The organism is Mycobacterium colombiense (assembly GCF_003284935.1).
In the GTDB taxonomy this organism is placed as follows: Bacteria; Actinomycetota; Actinomycetes; order Mycobacteriales; family Mycobacteriaceae; genus Mycobacterium; species Mycobacterium arosiense_A.
In genome coordinates, this window is record NZ_QMEV01000045.1 from 25141 (window position 1) to 46008 (window position 20868).

10 protein-coding genes are annotated in these 20868 nt (G+C 64.3%); 7 read left to right on the forward strand and 3 right to left on the reverse strand.

Features of this window, described 5'->3' with window-relative positions:
* Nucleotides 1-56 precede the first annotated feature (56 nt).
* Together DQP57_RS18615 and DQP57_RS18620 are read right to left on the reverse strand one after the other, a co-directional pair.
* Entirely contained in the window at nt 57-4604 is a 4548-nt protein-coding gene (locus DQP57_RS18615) for a non-ribosomal peptide synthetase (protein WP_008257484.1), read from the reverse strand.
* A 19-nt stretch (nt 4605-4623) separates the two neighbouring features.
* Nucleotides 4624-9654, reverse strand: a complete 5031-nt coding sequence (locus DQP57_RS18620; protein ID WP_008257486.1) for a non-ribosomal peptide synthetase — start codon at nt 9652-9654, stop codon at nt 4624-4626.
* A 264-nt stretch (nt 9655-9918) separates the two neighbouring features.
* Here DQP57_RS18620 and DQP57_RS18625 point away from each other — a divergent pair, with 264 nt between their 5' ends.
* The 6 genes from DQP57_RS18625 (at nt 9919) to DQP57_RS18650 (ending at nt 18627) form a co-directional block, all read left to right on the forward strand.
* Entirely contained in the window at nt 9919-10470 is a 552-nt protein-coding gene (locus tag DQP57_RS18625) for a GNAT family N-acetyltransferase (RefSeq protein WP_008257489.1), read from the forward strand.
* 165 nt (nt 10471-10635) lie between these two features.
* Nucleotides 10636-11394 carry a thioesterase II family protein gene (locus DQP57_RS18630; RefSeq protein WP_008257491.1) on the forward strand — a complete coding sequence of 253 codons (759 nt, stop codon included), beginning with the start codon at nt 10636-10638 and terminating at the stop codon, nt 11392-11394.
* Nucleotides 11391-12689: a polyketide synthase gene (locus tag DQP57_RS18635; protein ID WP_008257493.1), complete on the forward strand. Its 1299-nt coding sequence runs from the start codon at nt 11391-11393 to the stop codon at nt 12687-12689. The genes DQP57_RS18630 and DQP57_RS18635 overlap by 4 nt, the downstream gene beginning before the upstream one ends.
* 3 nt (nt 12690-12692) lie before the next feature.
* A complete protein-coding gene (nbtC, locus tag DQP57_RS18640) occupies nt 12693-15794 on the forward strand; it encodes a nocobactin polyketide synthase NbtC (protein WP_014942255.1) in 3102 nt (1033 codons plus the stop codon).
* A 290-nt stretch (nt 15795-16084) separates the two neighbouring features.
* Entirely contained in the window at nt 16085-16291 is a 207-nt protein-coding gene (locus tag DQP57_RS18645) for a heavy-metal-associated domain-containing protein (RefSeq protein WP_033717539.1), read from the forward strand.
* Nucleotides 16292-16428: 137 nt separating this feature from the next.
* Nucleotides 16429-18627, forward strand: coding sequence for a heavy metal translocating P-type ATPase (locus DQP57_RS18650; RefSeq protein ID WP_263644939.1), 2199 nt, complete (start codon nt 16429-16431; stop codon nt 18625-18627).
* Nucleotides 18628-18647: 20 nt separating this feature from the next.
* Here DQP57_RS18650 and DQP57_RS18655 read toward each other — a convergent pair whose 3' ends face one another.
* Entirely contained in the window at nt 18648-19244 is a 597-nt protein-coding gene (locus DQP57_RS18655; protein WP_033717556.1) for a DUF305 domain-containing protein, read from the reverse strand.
* A gap of 632 nt (nt 19245-19876) precedes the next feature.
* Here DQP57_RS18655 and DQP57_RS18660 point away from each other — a divergent pair.
* On the forward strand, nt 19877-20868 hold a 992-nt coding region (locus tag DQP57_RS18660; RefSeq protein ID WP_133259264.1), incomplete at its 3' end, for a PPE family protein.

Below are 20868 nucleotides of genomic sequence, written 5' to 3' on the forward strand. Positions count from 1 at the left end.
AGGCATTCCGGCCTGCCACGCTGAGCTTCACCGGCGGGTCATTTCTTTTCCACTTTCTACGCCGGGCTTTCATTCAATCCAGCCGCGAGCGCGGCTATGCCCCATTGCCAGAGTTGCGTTAGCCGGTCGATGTCGGAGGACGCGAACAGGGCATCGCTCCAGAGCCAGTTAGCCGTCAGTTGCGGACCTTCGGATGTTCCCCGTACTGCCGCGGCTAGGTACAGCGCAAAACGCAGTGGCAGATCTGGCTCAGGGTCGACGGGCAAAACGTCGACTTGGTCGCCGGCAACTAAGGACCAGGGCTGATCCGTTCCACCGGCGAGGTCGAGGCGACCCAAGTAGCTGAACATGATCTGAGGTTCGACAGCATCCTGCAGTTCTGGAACATGGTCCACATAACGAAGCAGTCCAAAGTCCAGGCCTTCATTCGGAATCGCACTCAAATGGCCAGCCACCGAATCGAATAGCGCTCGGGCCGCCGCCGGATCGCTTGCTGCCTGCTCGGCGTCGACGCCTGACACACCCACTCCGAGCCGTACCGGGTATGCAGTCGTGAACCAACCGACCGTGTTCGTGGTGTCCGTGTCCAAAATGGCGTCAGCGCGCCCATGGACCTCCATCGTGACGAGCGTGCCAGCCGCCGAATCTTGTTCACGAGTACGCCGCCAACTCGCGACGGCCATCGTGAGCGCGGCCAGCAGGAATTCGTCCATGCCCTTATCTCTGGTGAGCGCAGTGAGCACGCGCTCAGTGACGTCGATCGGTATGAGCGCCCGTGTGACCCGCAGAGTCGACCACGTGTCACGGGTAGCATCAGGATGCCGCCTACCCAGCGCAGGATCGGGCCCTTGAACCTGGGCGTTCCAGTAATCGCGCTGGGCCTGCACTTCGGCGGTAGCGGCCCGCTGCCACATCAGCTCCGACCACCGTCGGTAAGAAGTAAACTCTGGCAATGTCTTTGGCGTTTCGCCCGATGTCAGTGAGCGCCAAGCTCCAGCGAGGTCGCCGAGAATGATGTGCCAGGACACCACGTCTACCGCAAGATGATGCGCGGTGATCAGCAGCAGCTCGCCGTGCACGGCCCCGGAAAACCACACCGCTCGCACCATGGCACCCGAATGGGGATCGATCTCCTCGGTGACCTTACGCGCCGAATCTGTTATGGCCGTGTTTAGTTCCTCGCGGGACGAATTGGGTAGCTCAACGCGGGTAAGCACATCAGTGGCACGGACGACGCCGGGTTCGCGCGTAACAAGGCGCGGTCCCCCGGCGGTCTCAACCAGAATCGATCGCAGAGTGTCGTGCCCGTCGAACAACAACTGCAGCATCGACTCGATTGAGGGGCGGTCGATTTCAGACGGCAATCGCAGCAAAACGGTATGGGTGAACCGGCGGTAGTTTCCGTACTCGTAGAGCCAGGACACCATCGGCAGGGGCAGAACCTCGCCGTATTCGACGGCCTCGAGGGCGGTGCCCGATTCGGCTGCTAGGTCCAACGCGTCCGCGAGTTGGCGAATTGTCGGTGCGGTGAATAGCATCCGGGGACTCAATGACAGGCCGTGCCGCCGCGCCTTATGGACCAACGAAATCGCCACGATGCTGTCTAACCCGAGCGAGAAGACGTCGTCGTCGACGTGTGGCACTACGCCGTTGAACTGTTCCTCGAATATTTTGCACAGCGATCGTTCGGTGTCGGTGGACGCCGATGCCGCCCCGCCTTCAGTGACACGCAAGAGCGCATCCTCGGCAAGCCGGTCCAATGCACGGCCATCCAGCTTGCCGTTCGCATTCACCGGCAGCTGAGGTATCGCCACGATTCGGGCGGGAACCATGTAAGGCGGCAGCCGTTCGGTGAGCGCGGTACGCAGCTGTATCAGGTCGGCAGCCACATCCTCCTGCCACACAACAAAACCCACCAGAATTGCGCCGGTCTCGCGACGCAGAACGGAAACCGCGGCATCGCACACCTGCGGCTGACCGCGCAGGGCCGCCTCGATCTCACCGATCTCCACGCGGTAGCCACGGATCTTGACCTGGCAGTCGCAGCGTCCCACATAGGAGTATCCACCGTGCGGCAGGCGACGTACCAGGTCACCGGTGCGGTACATGCGTTGGCCGGGACGCAGCGGGTCCGCCACGAAGCGAGCCGCGGTCATCGCAGACCTGCCGACATAGCCACGGGCCAGCTGCGCCCCGGACAGATAGAGCTCGCCTACCACACCGTCCGGCACCATCCGCAACGCCGAATCCAGGACGTAACCGACGGTTCCAGCGTTCGCGGTGCCGATCGTCGGCTTTTGGTATTCCGTGACCGGTGCCACCACCGCTTCGACCGTCGTTTCGGTGGGGCCATAGCAGTTGTAGACCGCGGTTGGCGACGGAGCGCGCAATTGCTCCCACAGCGCGGTATCGATTGCTTCACCGCCGAGGGCCAGCACCGAAAGAGAGTGGTCCAAAAGTCCCGCGGCACGCAGTTGCAGAAACATCGACGGGGTGGTGTCGATCATGTCGATCTGGTTGGCGGCCATCCCTTGCACCAGCCGGTCTGCGTCGCGCATCTCCTCGGCGTCGAACAGGTGGATCGCATGCCCGTCGAGTAGGCCCACCATGGGCTGCCAAGAGGCGTCAAAGCTCAGGGACCAGGCGTGGGCGATCCGCAGCGGGCGGCCCAGGCGTGCCGAAGCCGCCCGGTAGACACGGTCGCGGTGGTCAGCGAAATAGCTGAGTAAAGCGGCATTGGTGCCGATGACGCCCTTGGGTTCACCGGTCGAGCCCGAGGTGAAGATGACGTACGCGCTGTGCTCGGGGTGCCGGCGAACCGCCAAGCTGGCGGCTGCGCGTTGCGAGATGCGGCCGGCGGCAGCGGGTTCGTCGATCACCACTGTGTTGACCCGGCCGCTTACCAACTCCGTGTAGCCGGCTTCGGCGATGGCGAGTACCGGATTTGCTTGCCGCAAAATAGATTCGATACGAGCGTTCGGCAACGTGATATCGACCGGCAGATAGGCGCCACCGGCGGCGAGTACGGCCAGGATGGCGACGATGGAATTCGTCGAGCGCGGCAGCACCAGCGCAACGACTTTTTCCGGTCCTATGCCCCGTTCGGCCAACTCCCCCGCGAGCCGGCAAGCGTGCGCGTGTAGTTCGGCATAGGTATAGCAGTCACCACCGCCGGTAGTTAGGGCGACGGCATGCGGTGTGGCGTGGACCTGCCGCTCGAATGTCTCCCACACCGAGGTGCTCTCCGCAGTGGGTAGCGGCCGCGTCGCAAGTCCTTCGAACTCGGCGCGCTCCGCCGTGGTGAGGATATCCAGCGTGTCGGGGGTGTCGTCGCCAATATCGGGGAGTTGGCGCAGCACGGCGAGCAAGCGCTCGCCGATCTGGGAGGGCCGAAGATGCGGAAGTGCCTCGGGAATCGCCTCGACCAGTACCAACAGCGCGTCGTCTCGCATGTGCGAGACCACAGTCAACGGGTAGTGCGTGAGACTCTCCATCTCTACCGGACTGAACCGGGCTCCGTCTGGTGTGGTCACCGTCCGGATGGCGTCCTCGATCGGTGCGTTCTCGAAGACGAATAGCGAATCAAATAGGGTTCCCCGGCCATGCTCACGCTGGATTTCCGACAGGCTGAGATAACCGATGTCGCGCATCGCCGACGACTCGCGCTGCAAGCGGGCGCATTGCTCCACCACCGAGTCGGCGGTGCTCACCTGGTGCACCACCGGCACGGCGTTAATGAACAGTCCGACCATGGTTTCCACGCCGGGCAGGTTTTCCGGCCGGCCGGACACGATGGTGCCGAAAACGACATCGCGACGGTCGGTGAGCCTGCTGAGCACAACCGCCCACGCGAATAGCACCGCGGTGTTGAGGGTAAGACCGTTGCGACCCGCCCACTGTCGCAGCCGCACCGTATCGGCCGCAGGCAACAGCAATTCGGTCTTTTCCGGCACGCCCTCGCCCGCGGCGACGGTCCCATCCGCCACCATGAGCGGGCCGGACACACCCTGCAGATACGTCATCCACTGAGCGGTCGCGGCCGCCCTGTCCTGCTGGGCAAGCCAGACGATGTAGTCACGGTAGGGGCGCGGGCTCGGTAGCCCGTCGGTCGATCCTCCCGCCCGATACACGGTGAGCATCTCGGTGAAGAACACGGCGAGAGACCAGCCGTCAACCAGAATATGGTGGGCGGTGAAAATCATCCGGCGCCTGGTCTCGCCGGGAGTGCCAAGCACCACAACCCGCAATGCCGGTCCACGACTCAGATCGAACGGGCGGCGCCGCTCCGATCGTGCAATGGCATCGAATTCCGTTGGCGGTGCGAACCGTTCGGACCAGGGCAGCTCGGCCTGCATGGGCACGATCTGCACGGGCTTCGGTACATCACGATCCCAGAAGGCGGCGCGCAGATTCGGGTGTCGGACCAGCATGGCTTGAGCGCTGCGGCGGAGCAGCTCGAGATCGACTGGTCCGTCGACATCGACGACGAACTGCATGCTGTAAAGGTCGATACTGTCCTGCGCCAATCGGTATAACGCAAACAGCCCTTCCTGCAAAGGGCTGAGAGCGAGCACGTCCTCGATCTGCGGCGGAGCTGTGGTCACAAATACCTCACGGGTGCCGTCACGACTGGTTGAGCCAGGATGCGTTGAGTTGCGCCAACGCATCGGGGGTCAGGCCCGACGCGCTCATCGGCGTATATTCCTGCTTCGGCGGCGAATCCGTCTCGGCCGCCGGCTGACCCGCTGCCGCGTCGACCGCCGCGGCCAGCTCGCCGATGGTCATGTACTCGAACACCATTCCCGGGGTGAAGGCCAGTCCCTGCGCGGTGGCCTGCGCCGACCATTTAATGGAGATGATGCTGTCACCGCCGAGCGCGAAGAAGTTGTCGTCGCGATCGAGACCGGTGACGTCGAGCAATTCCTCTAGCAAGGTGATGAGGATCCGCTCGGTTTCCACCGAGCCTGCGGTGGCCGGTTTCGAGGGCGCAGCGATGGGCGGGGCCGGCGGGGCGAAAAGTTTCTCCAAATCATCCGTGGGAAGCAACTCCAGGCTGGACACGGGACGGTCCGGCGCCGTCGCGAACGCATCGAGTGCTGCGTTCAGAGCGGCGGCGATAAGGGCAACCGACGCAGGTTCGTAGAGATCGGCATTGGCGACGACGCGCACGTCGAGTTCACCGGCCGGCGTCACGCTCATGCCCACGTCCAGATCCAGTAGTGAGACCTCGAAGTCCATCGGAAGCGGTACGACCGTGGTGCCGCCGGTCTCGGTGAGAGGGCGCGGTATCAGCGCCCAATCCTCTCCGCGAAAGTGGATCATGTTCTGAAACAGCGGGTTTCGGGACCGTGAGCGCGGTGGGTTGAGAGCCTCAACCAGACGTTCGATGGGCAGCTCTTGGTGTGCGAATGCGTCGAGCACCGTGTGGCGGCTACGGGTGAGCATGGTGCGCAGGCTTGGATCACCGGACAGATCGTTGCGCAGCACCACCACGTTGGCGAACAAGCCGATCAGATTAGCCGTGATCGGTTCGACACGGGACGCGACCGGGCTGCCGAGCGGAATGTCCGTCCCTCCGCCGAGCTTGTGCAGCACTACCGCCAGGGCGGCCTGGTAAACCATGAACTCGCTGGCGCCATTTTGCTCGGCGAGCTGTGTTAAGGACGCCCGGCGGGTGGCGGGCACGGTGAAAGTCACCACCTCCCCACGCTTTCCGAGCGCCGGCGGGCGGGAATAATCGTGGGCAACCGAGACCTCGTCGGGCAACCCAGCGAGGGCGTCACGCCAATACGCCAGCTCAGCCTGTCCCCATAGGGAAGCGAATGCGTCTCGTTGCCACAGCGCGTAGTCCACGAATTGGATCGGCGATGTGGTCCACTGCGGCGCCTGCCCTTGGTGCCGCGCGCGGTAGGCGGTGACGAGGTCGTCAAAGAAGATCCCCAGAGAGGCGTGATCGCTGACGATGTGGTGAACGACCACCAACAGCACATGCGTATCCGTGCCGAGCGCCAACAGGGTGACCGTAATCAACGGCCCCGACTCGGGCGTAAACACGTGCCGGCGCTGCTGCGCCACCGCGTCATCGAAGCCGTCCGGGGTGACCTCCCGGACTTTTAGTTCCAACTGCAAGATCGGGTGCACGATTTGATACGGAACGCCTTCGTGCTCATCGAAGTTCGTGCGCAGGGCGTCGTGGCGCTTAACGACGTCGTTGACCGCCTCGGTGAGGGCGACGATGTCCAGGGGACCGTCGAAGCGAAGCGCAAAGGGCATGTTAAAGCCGTCCCCCGCCCCTTCCATCCGATACTGGAACCACGCGGCGAGCTGCGAGTAGGACAACGGGAGCCGCTCCGGGCGAACCGATTCGACGAGTTCTGGGCGGCTCGATTGCCAAGCCGACGTTGCGTCGTCGAAAGTGTCCTCGGCGTCCATCGCGTCAAGGTCGATGTCGAACTCGGCACGGAACTGCTCGACCAGCGCAGCCGCCAATCCGGCCGGGGTGGGCGTATCGAACACGGCGCGAACGGTCAGCTCTATGCCGAATTCGGCACGGATCTGCGCGACCAGCCGAGCCGCCAGCAGGGAATGGCCACCCAGCCCGAAGAATGAGTCCTCAGCACCCACACGCTCCCAGCCGAACAGTTCGGCGAAAATCGAGCACATCCGGCGCTCGGTCTCGGTCGCCGGCTCACGGTAGCGGCGCACAGCGATAGGCGTAGGTGCGGGCAGTGCCCGTTTGTCCAGTTTGCCGCTCACAGTCAGCGGGATCTCATGGATAACTGCAAATGCGCTGGGCACCATGTATTCAGGCAGCGCCGAGGCGGCATGTGCGCGTATCTCATCGAGATCTAAGTCGGCGGAGAGGTGTTCATCAGCCGCTGGCACCAGGTACGCGGCCAGCATGGGCCCAGCCTCGGTGTCTTCCACGGCGACGAGGCAGTGCCGCACCGCTGGATGCGTTTTGATGACGGACTCGACCTCGCCGAGCTCGATGCGGAAGCCACGAATCTTGACCTGCTCGTCGGCTCGGCCGACGAATTCCAGGTCGCCAGAGATGTTGCGGCGGACCAGGTCTCCGGATCGATACAGCCTCATGCCGGGATTGAAAGGGTCGGCGATGAATCGCTGCGCGGTCAGCCCGGGACGACCGAGATACCCACGCGCCAACTGAATGCCACCGAGGTACAGCTCACCGACGACCTCCGCGGGCACCGGTTGCAACTGCTCGTCGAGCACGTAGGCGTAGACGTTGCGGTTCGGCACGCCGATCGGCACTACGCGCGCGCCCTGCGACCCCGCGACCCGCTTGTGTGTCGAGCACACGACGGCCTCGGTCGGGCCATAGTGATTGCGTAGCTCCGCGTCGAAGTAGCTGGCGAATTTGTCGGCTACCTCAGTGGGAAGCGCTTCTCCGCCCACCGGCACATGACGCAACTGCCGCCATTGGCTGGCCTGCGGCAGCATTAGCAGGGTGCTCAGCATGGAGGGCACCATGTGGAGCACGGTGACGCCGCGGCGATTGATCAGCTCGGCAACGTAATCGATGTCACCGAAGGCCTCGGGCCTGGGCACGATCAGCTGTGCGCCAAGCGACAACGGGATGAAGATGTCTGCCAGTGAAGCATCGAAGCTCACCGACGACGATTGCAGCCACCGGTCTTCTCCGGTCACGCTCCACTCGGCAATGAAACCATCCACGTGCTCGGCGATCGCGCGGTGCGAGACAGCCACGCCCTTGGGCCGCCCGGTGGAACCGGAAGTGTAGATGACGTAAGCCAAGTGGTCGGGACGCAACGGACGTAGCCGGTCGGCATCGGTGAGCGCGGCGTCCGACAACTGTGCGGCGGCGTCTTCGGCGGCGTCGAGTTCCTGTCGCCCGATAACCGTCTGGGGTCGGGCATCCGTGACAAGGTATTGGATGCGGTCGTCGGGATAGGCGGGGTCGATCGGCAGGTAGGCCGCACCGGCTTTCAGCACGGCGAGCAGCGCGACGATGAACTCTATCGACGTGGTCATGCGCAGCCCGATGACGTCCTCGGCACCGAAGCCTCGTCCGATAAGCCAGCGCGCCAAACGATTCGCGCGAGCATGCAGGTCGGCATAGGTGACTTCACCCGCGTCGGAAACTAGCGCGACCGCGTCGGGAGCGACGGCCGCGGCTGTTTCAAGCATCGCGACCATCGTGGTGGCCGGCGTGGCGACAACTTCCCCGTGCGACTGCGCCAGGACGGCTTCCCGCTCGCCGGCGCCGAGCAGGTCCAATTTGGTTAGGCGACGTTCGGGTTCGGCCAGGGCGTTGTTCAACAGCTGCAGATAATGGGTCAGCATCTGATCAACGAGTGCCGAGCTCAACACGTCGGTCTGGTGCTCGAGCTCGACCGATACTCCCTTTGGGTCGAGCACAACCGTCAAGGCCAACGGAAGCTGGGCGGCTACCGCGCCCAATTCGAGTTGTCCTACCGTGACACCGTCCAGTATCAATCCACTTGCGCTGTTGCGCATGCTGAAACCCAAGCGGACCAGCTGGTCCATGCCATCGTGCCCCATTGCCCGCTCCGGGTTGGCTTCGCGCACCACTCGATCGATGCCAACGGACTGGTGGGCGAACCCGGCAAAACAGGTTTCGCGTACCGCGTCGACGAACGAGGTGAACGTGTCGTGCGGTCGAACGACGATCCGCAGCAACAGCGTGTTGCCGAAGTACCCGATCGCCCCCTCGGCCGGGGCGCTGCGTCCGGTGACCGGCACGGAGATCACAAAATCTGCTGCGCCGGTATAGCGGCGTATCAGCACGCCAAAGGCCGCCAACAACACCATAAATGGTGAAGCGGAGCGGTCTCGGGCAAAATCCTCGACCCTGCCGAACAAGCCGGCGGGAAGGGCGCGAGCCCGACGATCGGCCTGCCTGGACGGATGCACGGCAGCCGCACCGGGAAGCTCCAGCGGATCCGGTGACGGCCGCAAAGTGTCCGCCCAGTAACCGACGTCGGCACTCGCGGGTTCCGCCTCATTACCTAGCACCGCGACCGAAACGAACTGTGGCGCACGGCTATTCAACTGAAGACCGTTATAGGCAGCGCTCAGCTCGCCGAAGAAGACAGCCCAGGAATCGTCATCCCAACAAATGTGGTGTACGACGAAGAACAGCACGAATTCGTCTGGGCCGGAGCGGATCAGGGTTGTCCGCAGCGTAAGCTCCTCGGTGAGGTCGAATGACCGGCCGAACTCGTCTCGTGCCAGCGCCTGGACCCGGCGATCGCGGTCCTCCTCTGAAAGATGGGTCAAATCATCTGTTCGCCAACCGATCTCAACGCCATCGGAAAACACTTGATAAGGCTCACCCTCGGTGTCCACCGCGTAGGTGGTACGCAGGATCGCGTGCCGGGCAACGACCTGATTGAAGGCGGCGCGCAAGCGTGCCTCGTCCAGGGCGCCCGTGAGCCGGTAGGCGACGCAAATGTTCAGCGTAACGTCGCTTGTGTCCATGGCCTGCAGGAACCACATCCGCCGCTGGCCGGGCGACAGACGGTAACGTTCTCCCGCACAGATCCGCACCAGCTCGACCGACTCCCGCGCCGCCAGACCGCGTTCGGCGATGCGCCTACGTAGCAGTTCCAGGCGACGTTGCTCCAAAGTCTTGACGTCGTCGGCCATGGCTCGCCTCACTCCCGTTATTCAGTTCGCCGGATCGGTCCGAGCATGGGGCGTCCTACACCCCAGATCCGGAACCCGAACGACACGACACGCAGTAACGATCCCTTCGTCGCCGGCACCCTACCGCGACTGCGGGCTTATGTTAGCCTTCACTAAGTTACAGGGCTCGTGCGCCTGCCGCGGCGACGAGATCGGATCGCCCATCGCTTTATGTGCTCGTCGCGCACTACAGGGCCCCTTTGGTCGGGAGGTACACGGGTGCAGATGCAAGATCTGCAGCAATGCCGCGCCGCGGTTGATCATGAAGTGTTCGCGGGCGAATTCTCGCTGCGCCGGCTGGACCCCGACGGCGACCTCGACCTGATGCATTGCTGGATGAACGACCCCGAGGTGGCGCGATTCTGGCGGAAGCCGTGGTCCCGCGTCCGGATTGCGTCCTATCTGCATCAACAGCACTCCAGCGCACACTCGGTTCCGTACCTGGGTCTGTTGGATAGCGTCCCGATGAGTTACTGGGAGCTTTACCGCGCCGATCTTGATCCGCTGTCCGACTACTACCCCGCCCGCGAGCACGACGCAGGCGTGCACATGCTGCTGGGTCCACCCGAGTGCCGCGGACGGCGGCTGGCGGTGGACCTGCTACGCACGGTCTCGTCATGGCAACTGGAGGCGGATCCGCTGGCCGCACGGGTGGTCGCCGAGCCCGACGTTGACAATGTGCGGGTGCTCCGGGTGCTCGACCACGCCGGGTTTCAGCGCATCACGGACCTCGATCTGCCAAACAAGCGCGCCGCCCTCATGATCCGTGACCGATAGGGCCGACCAAGCGCCGCCCCAAACCCGGACGGCGGGCCGGTGCGATCCCCCGAAGGCGAGGAGCTTATGTTAGCCTACGCTAAGTTAATGACGCATGCGGTGGTTGTGCCGCCGCGCGGGCTCCTCGAGGCGCATACAGCGACACGAAGCGAAAGGTAGCGTTGCATGCCGCGCACACTGGGGTGGATCAGACAGTTCCACGAACCGGATTTGCCCGAAAGCGTTCCGTTGCTGATTTTTCCGCATGCTGGGGCTGGCGCGTCGGCCTACCGCGAATTTTCGAAAGCACTGCGCACGACATTCAAGGTCATTATTTTCCAGTACCCGGGACGACAGGACCGGGCGGCTGAAGCGTCGTTGCAATCACTCCCCGACATCGCCGCTGGAGCGTTCGGCGAATTCTGGACGTCAGAGCACAATCGCGGGATCCCAATCGTCACGTTTGGGCACAGCATGGGGGCGTTGGTCGCGTTCGAGTTTGTCCGTATCGCCGAAGCCAGCGGAATCGATGTGCGCCAGTTGAACGTCTCCGCGGCGGTTGCCCCTTACCGCGCCGCGGCCAAGCCACCGCATCCCAAGGATGACGAGGGGATCCTCAACCATCTAGCGGCGCTGGAGGGAACCAGCACGGATGTGTTCACCGACCGCGAAATCATGAGACGGGCGCTTCCGGTAATTAAAGCCGACTACAATGCCTTTGACGCCTACTCCTGCGCCGACGACATCAAGGTAGCGGCTCCGGTACATGCGATGGGCGGTAATCAAGACCCGTATATAACGTTGGGCGATCTGTACGGGTGGGGCAAACATACCGACACCCTCAAGGTCACGATGTTCGACGGCGGACACTTCTACCTGGAATCGCACATAGGCGCCGTCGCGGAGTTGTTGGCGTCTAGTGCGCACCGCGAGCAGACGGCGTGAGCAGCGACGACCCAATCGTCATTTCCGGAATGGCCGTCGAGGCGCCCGGGGGAATCGACAGTCCCGCAGCCTTGTGGTCCGCGCTTGCCGAAGCCAGGGAACTGATTGCCCCCTTTCCACGCGACCGCGGCTGGCCGATCGACGATCTCCTGTCGGTATCCGAGCTAGACGGCTGGGGGCCGGTTTTCGACGCGGGCGGGTTCCTGGACGGCGCAACAACATTCGACCCTCCTTTTTTCGGTATCACGCATCGCGAGGCCCTCGTGATGCAGCCCCAGCAACGGGTGGCGATGCGTGTGGCGTGGAAGGCACTGGAGAATTCGGGGATAAACCCCGGCGCGCTCGACGGCGCCGACGTCGGCTGTTTCGTCGGGATGTCCCCGATGGAGTACGGCCCGCGTGCGGCCTTAGCCGATGCCCACAGCGGGCATCGGATCGCCAGCCTAGGCCAGCTGGGGGCCGCCGGGCGTATCTCGCACTGCCTTGGACTGTCCGGGCCATCGATGTGTATCGATTCGGCGTGTGCGTCGTCGTTGACCGCACTGCACCTGGCCGCGACGGCGGTGCGGACGGGCGAATGCGAATGGGCGCTTGCCGGCGCGGCGTGCGTCATGGGGTCACCGGGAGCTTTCTACGAATTCGCAAGGCTCAATGCGCTTTCCACTGACGGGCATTGCCGCGCCTACTCGGAGGACGCCAGCGGCACCGTGTGGGGGGAAGGCGCGGGGATGGTCGTTGTCGAACCTGAATCCCGCGCACGCCGACTGGGACACCGGATCTATGGACGCATCCTGGCCGTCCGCACCAACCACAACGGCAAAGGCAAGCCGATCCTCGTACCCCGGGTGCGCGCGCAAGAGCAGCTCATCCGCAAGACAATTGACGCGTCGGGGATCGATCCGGCCGAAGTCGGAATGATTGAAGGGCACGGCACCGCGACCCGCGCGGGCGACCCGGTGGAATTGCTGGCCCTTTTCAAGACCTACGGCGCGGCGGGATCCAAGGCGCGGCTGGGCTCGTTGAAGTCGAACGCCGGGCACGCACAAGCGGCATCCGGAATCCTCGGACTGATCAAACTGTTACTCGCCGGCCAGCACGGTCAGATCCCACCAACGCTCTTCTCGGACAACCCCACCGAGACGGTGGACTGGGACCTGACGGGCCTGCGATTGGCGACAAAACTGCACCAGTGGGAGCCCATAGGCGGCGTCCGCTACGGCGCGGTCTCATCGTTCGGCGCCGGTGGCGCCAACGCGCATGCGATCATCGCGATGCCCGCAAGTTCCCTGGAGTGAATAGTGGCACCTCTTACCTACCGGCTTCCGAACGACACCATTCCCGTCCTGTTATCGGCCGAAACGCGCGAACTACTGCGGGATGAGGCTGTCGCCCTCCTTTCTTATGCCGCAGACCATCCCGAGGTGACACCCGACCGGATCGCCGAAATGCTGTTTCGGACGCGGATCGCGCGCCGGCACCAAGCCCTAGCCATGGTGACCCAGCGCGACGAGTTGATCAGCGCCCTGCACGCGGTTATCGATGAACACGAACATCCTTCGTTGGTGCGCACCAATACACCCGCCAGCACCCGCCGGCTCGCCTATGTTTTTCCCGGGCAGGGAGGCCAACGACCGGGGATGGGGCGGCTCTTTTACGAAGCGATACCGGCATTCCGAATCGAGGCAGATCGCTGTGCCGAGGCATTCCAGACGCAGTTCGGCGAGTCACCGCTGAAATACCTTCTCGACGACAACTTTCCTGCCGAAGACAGTTCGGGCGTCGTCCAGCCCGCGTTGTTCACACAGATGGCCGGCCTGGCCGCGATGTGGCGATCATTCGGCGTTGCGCCCCACGTCACCATCGGGCACAGCCAAGGCGAGATCGCCGCGGCCTACGTATCCGGGATGACCACTTTGGCAGATGCCGCGCTCGTCGTCGGGCTCCGCGCACGTGCCGCCGACGAGTTCGCCTCCGGTGATTACGCCATGGCCGTTGTCGCCACCGACCGTGACACCTGCGAGGACTTACTCGCGCGTTGCTCGGGCTGGGCCCAGCTCTCGGTGGTGAATTCCCCGAGCATGGTGGGCATTTCAGGTGATCAAGAGACGGTGCAGGGCATCGTGGACACGTTGACCGAGCGCGGCACGTTCGCGCGCGTCATTCGCGTGCAGTATCCCGCGCACAGCAGCTTGATCAATGAGCTCGCCGCTTCGGTACGTGCGTCCATGCAGCGCCAACTGCAAAATCCGCAGTTCCTCGACACCGACATCGACTGCCTCGGAGGCACTCTCGGCGGCCCCATCATGCCTGAGCTGCCGGTCGACGAATATTGGTTCTGGAACCTGCGCAACACCGTTCGCTTCGACAAAGCGATTGCGACCGCGGTGCGGCACGGCATCGACACTTTCGTCGAACTGGCCGAACATCCGACGCTGCAGTTGGCGATTCACGAGAATCTCGCTGTCCAGGCGGACGAACGCGAGGCGGTGGTGGTCGGCACGTCGGAACGAACCGCCACCGATTTGGGCGAGTTCACCCGCGGCCTCGCGCAGGTGGCAGTACACGACCTCGACTATTCGTGGGAGTGCCTGCGCACCGAATCTGACGGCCACGTCCGGCTGCCGTTACGCGATTTCCCCAACACCCGGATGAACGAGACCCGGCTGTGGCTGCCCTATAACGAGGTTCTGCCCGTGCGTGCCCGTCAACCATCCGCTGTCACACCCGTTGCCGCAGTGGCCGATTCGGCGCGCGATCGGATCGCCGAAACCACACCCGCGCGCCTCCTCGTCGAGGAATGGGTCCGGCTGTCGCAGCGCTCACTGATGCCGCCGCGCGCCCTCGGACTCGTGGATCACACCGGAGCCTGCGGGGACCTGGCCACCACCTTATGCGTCGTGGCCGAAGAGATCGGCGCCACGGGTCGCATGATCAACACCGAAAACAGCGCCGCCAGTGGCGATCTCAATACGCTCGTCATCCTGGTTCCGCAATCGCCCGAACTGGACGACGCCGCCGCCGCAGCCGAGGTCGCGACATTCTTTGCCGACCGCAGCTGGTGGCCGGGGATACACGACGCGGTCACCGACTGCTGGCTCGTAACAGTCGGCGGTGAGGCGGTTGTTGCAGACGACGCGCCACCGGATCCGGTTCACGCAGCAGCCAGCGCAGGGTTTCGCAGCATAGGCGCCGACTATCCAGGCATCGGATTCCGGCACCTCGATCTGCCGCGCGGACTGACGGCGTCAGACTCAGCACACGCAATCCTCATGGCGCTGCACACGGCTGAAGAATCCGAGGTGGCATTCCGCAACGGCGGCCTCTACGCCAAGCGCATCGCCGAGAGCGACACGTCCGCCGGCGACTGCGACACAGCACCCCCTGAGCATGTGCTCATCATCGGGGGAACAGGAAATCTCGGGCTCGAATTCTGCGAGCACTTCGCGCACTGCGGCGCGCAGCGAATCACGTTGGTAAGCAGATCGGGCGAGACGGCTGCCGTCGCAGACCGACTGCAGCGCATTCGTTCGGCCGCAGCGACGCCGATCCATGTCACTAGGTGCGACGTGGGCGACCAAGCAGCGGTCTCACGACTGGCTGCCGAAAACCAAAGCGTGCCTGCAGATCTGATCATCCACGCCGCCGTAGAGTATTCGGCTGTCGAATTCCAGGACATCACCGCCGAGAAAGTCGACCAGGCGTTACGCGCCAAAGTTGTTGGCATCTGCCGCATATTAGGGACGTTCCCCAGGACGGACAACTGTCGGGTAGTCCTATGCTCCTCGGCCAGGGCGACGATCGGCGGCCGGGGACAGGTCGTCTACGCGGCGGCCAATCGGATGCTCGACGCTACGGCGCACCGACTCCGAGCCGAGGGTTTGGACTGCGTGTCCGTGCAGTGGGGACAGTGGACCGTCCATTTTGATCTCGATGACGCCAGCATGGCGCAGCTGGCTGCCATCGGCGTCGTCCCGATGTCTCCTGCCGGCGCAATCGCTTTGGGAATGCGCCGACTTCCTGGAAATGCCATCGTCGCGGCATTCGATTTCGCTCGCGCACGATCAGTCCTGGAGGTCTACGGCTACGGCCCGCTGTTGTCCCAGCTGACCTCGCCCGCCGCGGCAACTTCTATCGTCGAAGCTCCAGCGCCCGTCGAGGAGACAGGTCTACCCCGACGGTTAGTAAACCTGCTGGCCGAAGCCATCGGTGTCGACCGCGCCGAGACGATTGACACCACCGCCCCCATGGTCGCGATCGGCCTGGATTCCCTGCAGGCACTGGAGTTACGCCGCCGTGTGAAGGCCGAATTCAATCACGATCTAGAGGTCTCGGACCTTCTCGGAGGGGCATCCCTTGCAGACGTTCTGACGCAGTTGGGCGGACCGCGAGCTGCACCCTGACCAGGAACTAAATCCTGTGCGTCGCGTCGCTTCGGCCGCCGGACTGCATGCCGGCCCGATGCGACTCGAGAAATGGGCACTTCGCTTCGCAGTGAGGCCGTCAACCAGCCGTTGTTGGTCCGTGCCATCTTTCGATCGGGGCAATATTTTCGGCGAAATGTGGTTATGCCAAATGAACCTTCGTCCCCGTGAGCTCGGCAGCGCGTTCGTTCGGGGTGTTGACACCTGGACAGATACCCTATGGGGGTATAGTGTGGATTGAAACGCCTGTCGACGTGAAAGGAGCCGACATGAGCACCGTCACAGTCAGGGTTGCGGGAATGACCTGCGCCCATTGCGCATCCTCAGTACACGATGAGGTCGGCAGCATCGCCGGCGTCACCGCAGTCGACGTCGATTTGTCAACTGGCATGGTCACCGTGGAGAGCGACAACCCAGTCGACAACGACGCGCTCAAGGCCGCCGTCGAAGAGGCCGGATACCAGCTCGCCGGCTGAAGCAAACCCTCAACTGTGTGCGACCCCCGTCGAACGGTCCGCCGGCCCGCTAGCAGGCCGGGCCCCTAAAGGAGAGCATCGTGCGTCCCGTCATCGAGACAACACCCAACGGCCACGTCGAGCTGCTGATCGACGGCATGACCTGCGCGTCGTGCGCGGCCCGCATTGAGAAGAAGCTCAACAAGCTTGACGGCGTCACCGCGACGGTCAACTACGCAACGGAAAGGGCCAGCGTGGCCTACGTCGGAGATGTCTCGCCCGATCAGCTGGTGGCCGCGGTCGCGGACGCCGGCTACTCGGCGGCGCTTCCCCAGCCGAAGCCGGCCGATGGTGACCTGAACGGGCAGCCCGACGGCGACCCCACAGCATCGCTACGGCAGCGGCTCCTGGTTTCGCTGGTGCTGACGGTGCCGGTGATCGTGATGGCCATGATCCCGCCGCTCCAGTTCGCCAACTGGCAATGGCTGTCGCTGACGCTTGCCGCTCCGGTGGTGGTGTGGGGGGCGTGGCCGTTCCATCGGGCCGCGTGGGCCAACCTGCGCCACCGCACCGCGACCATGGACACGCTGATCTCGATGGGGACGCTCGCCGCGTTGGGCTGGTCCGTCTATGCGCTGTTCTGGGGCACCGCCGGTATGCCTGGCATGAGGCACGCGTTCGAGTTGACCGTCACGCGTACCGACGGTACCGGGAACATCTATCTCGAGGCCGCCGCCGGTGTCACAACTTTTATCCTGGCAGGCCGGTTCTTCGAGGCCCGAGCCAAGCGGAGGGCCGGCGCCGCGCTACGCGCGCTGCTCGACCTCGGCGCCAAGGATGTCGTGGTGCGCAAAGGCGTTGTGGAGCAACGCATTCCGATCGAACAACTCGCGGTCGGCGACGAGTTTGTGGTGCGGCCAGGGGAGAAAATCGCCACCGACGGCGTCGTCGTCGAGGGCGCTTCGGCGGTGGACGCATCGATGCTGACCGGCGAATCGGTGCCGGTGGAGGTTCGGCCCGACGACCACGTGGTCGGGGCCACCGTCAATGTCGGCGGCCGACTCGTGGTGCGGGCCAACCGGATCGGCTCCGACACCCAGCTAGCGCAGATGGCCAGGCTGGTCGAGGAGGCGCAAACCGGAAAGGCGAACGCGCAGCGGCTCGCCGACAAGATCTCGGCCATCTTCGTGCCGATTGTCATCGTGTTGTCGGTGGCGACGCTGGGATTGTGGATGGTCGTCGGCGGGTCGATCGGCGCGGCGTTCACGGCCGCCGTCGCGGTGTTGATCATCGCCTGCCCTTGCGCACTGGGCCTGGCCACGCCGACCGCTCTGATGGTCGGCACCGGCCGCGGCGCCCAACTCGGCATCCTTATCAAGGGTCCCGAGGTGCTGGAATCGACGCGACGCATCGACACCATCGTCCTCGACAAGACCGGCACGGTAACCGCTGGCGCGATGACCCTGATCGATGTGATCACCGACGACGGCGGACAACCCGATCAGGTGCTCCGGGTGGCCGGCGCGCTGGAAGCTGCCTCCGAGCATCCCATCGCCACCGCGATCGCCAAAGCCGCACGCGAGAAGCTCGGTGACCTTCCGGCCGTCGAAGAATTCACCAACCTCGAGGGGCTCGGTGTCCAAGGTATGGTCGACGGCCACGCGGTGATGGTAGGCCGCGAACGGCTACTGGCGGACTGGTCGCAGCACCTGCCGGAGAAGCTCGCTGAGTCCATGCGGGCGGCCGAGTCGCAAGGTAAAACCGCCGTCGCAGTCGGCTGGGATGGCAGGCCACGCGGCGTGCTCGTGGTCGCCGACGCGGTCAAACCGACGTCGGCCGAGGCCATCAGCCAACTACGCGCGCTTGGATTGACACCGATCATGCTCACCGGCGACAACCAGGCCGCCGCTGACACGGTCGCCCGTCAGGTCGGCCTCGACCACGTGATCGCGGAGGTGCTGCCCCAGGACAAGGTCGATACCATCAAGCGTCTGCAGGCCGACGGCAAGGTGGTGGCCATGGTCGGCGACGGCGTCAACGACGCTGCCGCGCTGGCCCAGGCCGACCTCGGACTGGCGATGGGTACCGGCACCGATGTCGCCATCGAGGCCAGTGACCTGACTCTGGTCCGCGGCGACTTGCGCGCGGTGCCGGATGCGATCCGGCTATCGCGCAAGACGTTGGCCACGATCAAGGGAAACCTGTTCTGGGCCTTCGCCTATAACGTCGCCGCGCTGCCGCTTGCCGCCGCCGGGCTGCTCAATCCGATGCTGGCCGGCGCCGCGATGGCGCTCTCTTCGGGGTTCGTCGTCAGTAATAGCTTGCGGCTTCGCCGGTTTCAGCCGGGCATCCGGTGATCCCGCGGGCGTCTTGACAGTTACAGCGAGGCCAGCAGCTTCTGCATGGTGTCGATCTCCTGCTGCTGGCTGGCGATGATCGAGCGGGCCATCGCCGTCGCCGCAGGATATCCGCCGGAATTGACCTCGTCCTGGGCCATGGCGATCGCGCCCCGATGATGTTGGATCATCTGCGTCAAGAACAGCCTGCTGGCCTCCACGCCCTGGGCGTTCTTTAGCGCGGCCATGTCCTCGTCGGACATCCCGCTCATACCCGGCATCGCGCTCCGCGTGGGCATCATGGTCTGGCTCGGCGTCCCCCACTGACCCAACCAAGTCTGCATTTGTTCAATCTCTGGCCCTTGAGCTGCCTTGATCTGATTCGCTAGATCTACGACACGGGCGTCAATGCCTTGCTTGCCCAACACAATGTCGCTCATCTCAATGGCCTGCTGATGATGCGGAATCATGTGCTGCGCGAACACGACATCAGCCTGCTTATGGCCGTCGGGGGCCGACGCTGAAGTCGGTGCGCCCTTTGTGGCGCCTGCCTGGTCAGTGTGGGAGTTACTACATGCGCCGGCGCCGACCAGCGCAGCCAACGCCGCGACAGCCGCCGTCAGAGTCCTGATTCTCATCACAACAAGCCCTTTCCTCGGTTCGAGGGCCGGTTCCCCTGGCGGCCCTTGGCGGTGCTCTGACTTCTCGACCGCTGCACGACAGCTACAAGTCTGCCCGCAGCCGCTTCGGCTCAACCAGACGCTTCCACGGAATTCGATAGAGACCGTACCCGGTCACGATCCCGACGACGCTCCTGAGGAACGGTCGTATTGCTACATCCCGATGGAACCAGTGGACCGGCATACCGAATCGCGGCGGCGGACGGCATTCTCGTTCAGCGAATGAATCCGGCTGTGCCGCCAATGGCAGTCAGGGGCATCGACAACCCCCAACCCATCATGGCTGTGCGGCGCCTGAAGGCGGCTGGACGTGATTTCTCGGACCAGGCGCCAAACCCTTCGTGAGTCCTTGTGTCATGTGCAAGTAACCTGTAGCGAGAATTTCGTCCTGTTTGTTGAGGTGGGAGCGCTTGCGACGGTGTGAGGCCGATCCCTCAGCAGTCGGGACGGTCTCATTAGGTCGCCTTTCTTCGCGGTACCGGCACTGCCCGAAGGATTGCGATTTGTTTGCTGTTCGGCTGGCTACCCCCATACGACGCGCACCGGAGCCGTCGATGCCCTCGCGGCCATGAGAGCGATCGGAGGAGAACGTGGACTTCGCAGTACTACCGCCGGAGGTTAACTCCGCGCGGATGTACGCCGGTCCGGGGTCGGGACCAATGCTGGCCGCCGCCATGGCCTGGGACGAATTGGCCGCCGCGCTGCAGTCGACGGCGGACTCCTACCAGGCCGAGATCACCGCCCTGACCTCCGGCCCGTGGGTCGGCCCGTCGGCTGCGGCCATGACCGCGGCGATCGCCCCCTATCTGGAGTGGATGCGGACCACCGGCGCCCAGGCCGAAGAAACCGCCACCAAGGCCCGGGCCGCGGCGTTCGCCTACGAGACGGCCTTCGCCCAGACGGTGCCGCCGCCGGTGATCACGGCGAACCGCACCCTGCTGGCGTCCCTCGTCGCGACGAACTTCCTCGGGCAGAACACGCCGGCGATCGCCACCACCGAGACCGAGTATGCGGAGATGTGGGCGCGTGACACCGCGGCGATGTTCGGCTACGCGGGTTCCACGGCGTCGGCGACCACGCTGACACCGTTCGTCCAGCCGGATCAGACCACCAACCCCGGGGCGGACCAATCCGGAGCCGTAGCGCAGGCCACCGGCACCGCCGCCGGGAGCACACGCAACGCGGTTGCCCAGCAACCGTTCTCGGCGGTACCCAACATGTTGACCAGAACCGCAGTGGGGCCAACTGCCGTCGACCCGTCGGTGACGGACGTGCTGGGCGTGGAGAGCGATCTGATCACGGTCTTTCTGAACGGGCCCGCCAGCGTCGCTGGACTCGGCGTGGTAACCCCCTTCGGTGCGACGACTCTTCCCTTCAACATTGCCGGCGCGCTGACCGGTTTCCACACCGATGACATCGTCAGCGGGTGGGCCGGTGTGCAGTCCTGGCCGGGGGCGGGCGCGGTGCCGCCATCGCCATTCCCGGTCATCACGAACCCGGCGGGTGGATTCGGAACTCTGGCGTCAGCGGGGCTCGGTGAGGCCAACACCGTCGGCGGCCTGTCGGTACCGCCCGGGTGGAC

Coding starts and splice junctions, on each gene's coding strand:
- DQP57_RS18620 (WP_008257486.1), bottom strand. CDS start 9,654: ATGGCCGACGACGTCAAGACTTTGGAGCAACGTCGCCTGGAACTGCTA.
- DQP57_RS18625 (WP_008257489.1), top strand. CDS start 9,919: ATGCAAGATCTGCAGCAATGCCGCGCCGCGGTTGATCATGAAGTGTTC.
- DQP57_RS18630 (WP_008257491.1), top strand. CDS start 10,636: ATGCCGCGCACACTGGGGTGGATCAGACAGTTCCACGAACCGGATTTG.
- DQP57_RS18645 (WP_033717539.1), top strand. CDS start 16,085: ATGAGCACCGTCACAGTCAGGGTTGCGGGAATGACCTGCGCCCATTGC.
- DQP57_RS18650 (WP_263644939.1), top strand. CDS start 16,429: ATGACCTGCGCGTCGTGCGCGGCCCGCATTGAGAAGAAGCTCAACAAG.
- DQP57_RS18655 (WP_033717556.1), bottom strand. CDS start 19,244: ATGAGAATCAGGACTCTGACGGCGGCTGTCGCGGCGTTGGCTGCGCTG.